At 69.8% G+C, this 4,747-nt stretch carries 7 protein-coding genes; 3 read left to right on the forward strand and 4 right to left on the reverse strand.

Annotated elements, in window-relative coordinates; genetic code table 11:
* Positions 1 to 98: 98 nt before the first annotated feature.
* The 4 genes from rplI to rpsF form a co-directional block, all read right to left on the reverse strand.
* Complete coding sequence (gene rplI, locus ACFV5N_RS10520) at positions 99 to 551, reverse strand: 50S ribosomal protein L9 (protein ID WP_019432202.1); 453 nt, start codon at positions 549 to 551, stop codon at positions 99 to 101.
* Positions 552 to 569: 18 nt separating this feature from the next.
* The gene (gene rpsR, locus ACFV5N_RS10525; protein ID WP_003978893.1) at positions 570 to 806 is read right to left on the reverse strand and encodes a 30S ribosomal protein S18; all 237 of its coding nucleotides are present in this window, start codon (positions 804 to 806) and stop codon (positions 570 to 572) included.
* Positions 807 to 878: 72 nt separating this feature from the next.
* Positions 879 to 1,439: a single-stranded DNA-binding protein gene (locus tag ACFV5N_RS10530; protein WP_385596864.1), complete on the reverse strand. Its 561-nt coding sequence runs from the start codon at positions 1,437 to 1,439 to the stop codon at positions 879 to 881.
* Positions 1,440 to 1,541: 102 nt separating this feature from the next.
* Complete coding sequence (gene rpsF / locus ACFV5N_RS10535; RefSeq protein ID WP_026047156.1) at positions 1,542 to 1,832, reverse strand: 30S ribosomal protein S6; 291 nt, start codon at positions 1,830 to 1,832, stop codon at positions 1,542 to 1,544.
* Positions 1,833 to 2,036: 204 nt separating this feature from the next.
* Between rpsF and ACFV5N_RS10540 the strand changes: the two genes are divergently transcribed.
* The 3 genes from ACFV5N_RS10540 (at position 2,037) to ACFV5N_RS10550 (ending at position 4,718) form a co-directional block, all read left to right on the forward strand.
* Positions 2,037 to 2,339 carry a hypothetical protein gene (locus ACFV5N_RS10540; protein ID WP_385596867.1) on the forward strand — a complete coding sequence of 101 codons (303 nt, stop codon included), beginning with the start codon at positions 2,037 to 2,039 and terminating at the stop codon, positions 2,337 to 2,339.
* A 173-nt stretch (positions 2,340 to 2,512) separates the two neighbouring features.
* On the forward strand, positions 2,513 to 3,631 hold the full coding sequence (locus tag ACFV5N_RS10545; protein WP_385596868.1) for a lipid II:glycine glycyltransferase FemX: 1,119 nt from the start codon (positions 2,513 to 2,515) through the stop codon (positions 3,629 to 3,631).
* A 55-nt stretch (positions 3,632 to 3,686) separates the two neighbouring features.
* On the forward strand, positions 3,687 to 4,718 hold the full coding sequence (locus tag ACFV5N_RS10550) for an alanine racemase (protein WP_375061301.1): 1,032 nt from the start codon (positions 3,687 to 3,689) through the stop codon (positions 4,716 to 4,718).
* Positions 4,719 to 4,747 lie beyond the last annotated feature (29 nt).

Genomic DNA, 4,747 nt, shown 5'->3' on the forward strand with positions numbered 1-4,747 from the left:
GCCCTCGCCGGCGAACCGGCCCGGGCGGCGCCCCGCCCTGCTGGACGGGAACGCGGCCGGCGCCGCAGGAGTGCGGCCCGCGCGGGGCCGCCGGGTCCTTACTTCGCCGACGCGTCGACGTGCAGACCGACCTTGGCCACGACCTCCGGGTGGAGGCGGACCGAGACCTGGTGGGTGCCCAGGCTCTTGATCGGGTTGCTCAGCTCGATACGGCGCTTGTCGACATCCGGGCCACCGGAGGTCTTCACCGCGGAGACGATGTCCGCCGGGGTGACCGAACCGAACAGCCGGCCGCCGGAACCGGCACGGACCTTCAGCCGGACCGTGACCTTCTCCAGCTCGGCCTTGATGTCGTTCGCCTGCTCGATCGTGGCGATCTCGCGGATCTTCCGCGCCCGCCGGATCTGCTCGACGTCCTTCTCGCCACCCCGGGTCCAGCGGATCGCGACACCACGGGGGAGCAGGTAGTTACGGGCGTACCCGTCCTTCACCTCGACGACGTCACCGGCCGTACCCAGGCCGGAGACCTCGCTCGTCAGGATGATCTTCATGCTGCTAACCACCCTTCCTTAGCGCGCGGTCGAGGTGTAGGGCAGCAGCGCCATCTCACGGCTGTTCTTCACAGCCGTGGCGACATCGCGCTGGTGCTGGGTGCAGTTGCCGGTCACCCGACGGGCACGGATCTTGCCGCGGTCGGAAATGAACTTCCGCAGCAGGTTCGTGTCCTTGTAGTCCACGTAGGAGATCTTCTCCTTGCAGAACACGCAAACCTTCTTCTTCGGCTTGCGCGCAGGCGGCTTCGCCATGTTTTTCTCCGTTGATCTCAAAAAGAAGTGAAGAGCCGAACCCGGCCGTTCCCCTCAGCCCGCGTACGGGCCTCAGAACGGGGGCTCGTCCGAGTAGCCGCCGCCGGAGCCACCGCCCCAGCCGCCACCACCGCCGCCGCCCTGCTGGCCACCGCCGGCCGGTGCGCCGGTCGCCCACGGGTCATTGCCCGGAGCGCCGCCGCCACCGCCCTGCTGGCCCTGGCCGCCGCCACCGCCCCAGCCACCGCTCTGACCACCGCGGCCGCCGCCGCTGGTCCGGGTGACCTTGGCCGTCGCGTTCCTCAGGCTGGCACCGACCTCGTCGACCTCCAGCTCGAAGACCGTGCGCTTGACGCCCTCCCGGTCGTCGTACGACCGCTGCTTGAGCCGGCCCTGCACGATGACACGGGTCCCCTTGGTGAGGGACTCGGCGACGTTCTCCGCCGCCTGCCGCCAGACCGAGCAGGTCAGGAACAGGCTCTCGCCGTCCCGCCACTCGTTGCTCTGCCGGTCGAAGATGCGCGGCGTGGACGCGACACGGAACTTCGCGACCGCCGCACCTGAGGGGGTGAAGCGCAGCTCGGGGTCGTCGACCAGATTGCCGACAACCGTGATGACGGTCTCGCCTGCCATGGTGAACCTCTCGGCGGGGTGCTAACTGCTGTTGCTGCGATGATTACTTATGGCACTGACATCGCTACTCGGTGTCCCGCTGATCCCGCGGAGCGTGCTCGCTCAGTGGGTGGAGGGACGGAGGACCTTGGTCCGCAGAACCGACTCGTTGAGGTTCAGCTGCCGGTCGAGTTCCTTGACGGTCTCGGGGGCTGCCTGCAGGTCGATGACGGAGTAGATGCCCTCGGGCTTCTTGTTGATCTCGTAGGAGAGCCGACGGCGACCCCACGTGTCGATCTTCTCCACCTTGCCGTCGCCCTGGCGGACCACGGCAAGGAAGCTCTCGATCAGGGGGGCGACAGCGCGCTCCTCAAGATCGGGGTCGAGGATGATCATCACCTCGTAGTGACGCATGAAGGAACCCACCTCCTCTGGACTCAGGCGGCCACGGACGATCCGTGGCAGGAGGGTCGTGATGCGTATCCCCTGCCGTCAGTGACGGAACACGGGACAGTACACCGTACCCGCCCCGCCCCTTCCGGTTGAAATCCGGCCCCCGCGCGAGCAACCTGGATGGATCGGGTACACGGCTTCCCAGCGCTCCGCAGGAGGTGCCCCATGGCCCACATGACACTCGGCAGCGTCTTCAATTCCGACGGCCACCCCCACCCCCTCCCCAACACCCTCGCCGCCATCACGGCCGTCCTCGGCCCGGTCGCGCTGATCCTCTCCCTGTGGCACGGCATGCACCTGCCGGCCTCCTGGATCGGCCTGGCCGGCATCGTGACCGGCGGCTGGGGCCAGCTGATCTCCGCCACCACCGCCGAACGGTTCGTCCTGGTCATCGGCCTGGGTGCCGCCGCCACCGGCTTCTACCTCGCCATGGCGCACGGCGGTCTCTTCGGCGGCGTCCTGGGCTGATCCCGGGCCGGAACCGGGGCTGAGACCCGGCTGAGACCTGGCCGGAACCGGTCCGATCCCCGCCCGGCAGCCGCCCGAACCCGCCTCCCGGGCAGGCCACCGCGCCCCGCGCGCCCGCCGCGCCGCTAGGCTTCCCGCCAGACGCCGCGACAGACGCCCAAGGAGCGCCCCGAATGAGCCTGACCCTGAGGACCATCAGCCGCGAGGAGCATCTGGCGTATGTCCGCTCGCTGCCGGCGGCCAGCCACATGCAGGTACCTGCCTGGGGCGACGTCAAGGCCGAGTGGCGCTCCGAATCCCTGGGCTGGTTCGACGGCAACGGCGTCTGCGTGGGCGCCGGCCTGGTCCTCTACCGCCAGCTGCCCAAGGTCAAGCGCTACCTCGCCTACCTCCCCGAGGGCCCCACCATCAACTGGTTCGCGCCCAACCTGGAGGAGTGGCTGCGCCCGATGCTCGCCCACCTCAAGAAGCAGGGCGCCTTCTCGGTCAAGATGGGCCCGCCGGTCGTCATCCGTCGCTGGAACGCCGCGGCCATCAAGGCCGGCATCCAGAACCCCGAGGTCAAGCGGCTGCGCGATGTCGAGGCCAGCGAGCTGGAGCCGCGCGCCTTCGAGGTCTCCGACAAGCTGCGCCGGATGGGCTGGCAGCAGGGCGAGGACGAGGGCGCCGGTTTCGGCGACGTCCAGCCCCGCTACGTCTTCCAGATCCCGCTCAAGGACCGTTCCCTGGAGGAGGTCCACAAGGGCTTCAACCAGCTGTGGCGCCGCAACATCAAGAAGGCCGAGAAGGCCGGCGTCGAGGTGGTGCGCGGCGGGTACGACGACCTGCCGGTGTGGCAGGAGCTGTACGAGGTCACCGCCGTCCGCGACAAGTTCCGGCCGCGCCCGCTGGCGTACTTCGAGCGGATGTGGAAGGCGCTCAACGCCGAGGACCCGGACCGCATGCGGCTGTACATCGCCAAGCACGAGGGGGAGCCGGTGGCCGCCGCCACCATGCTGATCGTGGGCGGCCATGTGTGGTATTCGTACGGTGCGTCCGCCAACCACAAGCGCGAGGTGCGCCCGTCGAATGCGATGCAGTGGCGCATGCTCCAGGACGCCCACGCGCTGGGGGCGCACGTGTACGACCTGCGGGGCATCGGCGACTCGCTGGAGGACACCGACCACCTCTTCGGCCTGATCCAGTTCAAGGTGGGTACGGGCGGGGAGGCGGCGGAGTATCTGGGCGAGTGGGATTTCCCGCTGAACAAGCTGCTGCACAAGGCGCTCGACATCTACATGTCGCGGCGCTGATCCCCCTCCCCCACGCACCCCTCGTACAACCCCAACAGAAGGGTCTCTCCCGGCCATGGCGCTCACCCTTTACGTCGACACCGACCGCTGGCGGGCGCACCAGCGGAAGATCGTCGCCGACTTCCCCGACCTGGTGCCGGTCTGCAAGGGCAACGGCTACGGTTTCGGCCACGACCGGCTGGCCGAGGAGGTCACCGAGCTGGGCATCGAGACGCTGGCGGTCGGCACGGCGTACGAGGCCGAGGCGATGAAGGACCGCTTCAGCGGCGATCTGCTGGTGCTCACCCCGTACCGGCGCAGCGAGGAGCCGGTGCCGCTCCCCGATCGGGTGATCCGCTCGGCCTCCTCGGTGGACGGCGTGTACGGGCTGGTGGGGTCCCGGGTCGTCGTCGAGGTGATGAGTTCCATGCGCCGGCACGGGGTGACGCCGGCGGACCTGGGCAAGCTGGGGGCCGCGCTGGAGGACGTCAGGCTGGAGGGTTTCGCGATCCACCTGCCGCTGGACCGTACGGACGGCACCGACGGCGTGGAGGAGGTCATCGGCTGGATGGACCGGCTGCGGGCCGCCCGGCTGCCGCTGGACACGATGTTCGTGAGCCATCTGAGCGCCGAGGAACTGTCCCGGCTGCGCCAGCAGTTCCCGCAGACCCGGTTCCGGGCGCGGATCGGCACCCGGCTGTGGCTGGGCGATCACACCGCGACGGAGTACCGGGGCGCGGTGCTGGATGTGACGCCGGTGGCCAAGGGCGACCGCTTCGGGTACCGGCAGCAGAAGGCGCCGGGGGACGGCTGGCTGGCGGTCGTCGCCGGGGGCACCTCGCACGGGGTCGGCCTGGAGGCGCCCAAGGCGCTGCACGGCATGTCCTCGCGGGCGAAGGGGATGGCGCGGGCCGGGCTGGCCACCGTCAACCGCAATCTGTCGCCGTTCGTGTGGGACGGCAAGCAGCGGTGGTTCGCCGAGCCGCCGCACATGCAGGTGTCGATCCTGTTCGTGCCGGCCGAGGCCAAGGGCCCCAAGGTCGGGGACGAGCTGCGGGCGATCCTGCGGCACACCACGACCCAGGTGGACCGGGTCGTCGACGAGTGACGGGCGGCGCCGCGCGGGCGCGGCGCCCT

It is taken from the genome of Streptomyces sp. NPDC059853 (assembly GCF_042731495.1).
In the GTDB taxonomy this organism is placed as follows: Bacteria; Actinomycetota; Actinomycetes; order Streptomycetales; family Streptomycetaceae; genus Streptomyces.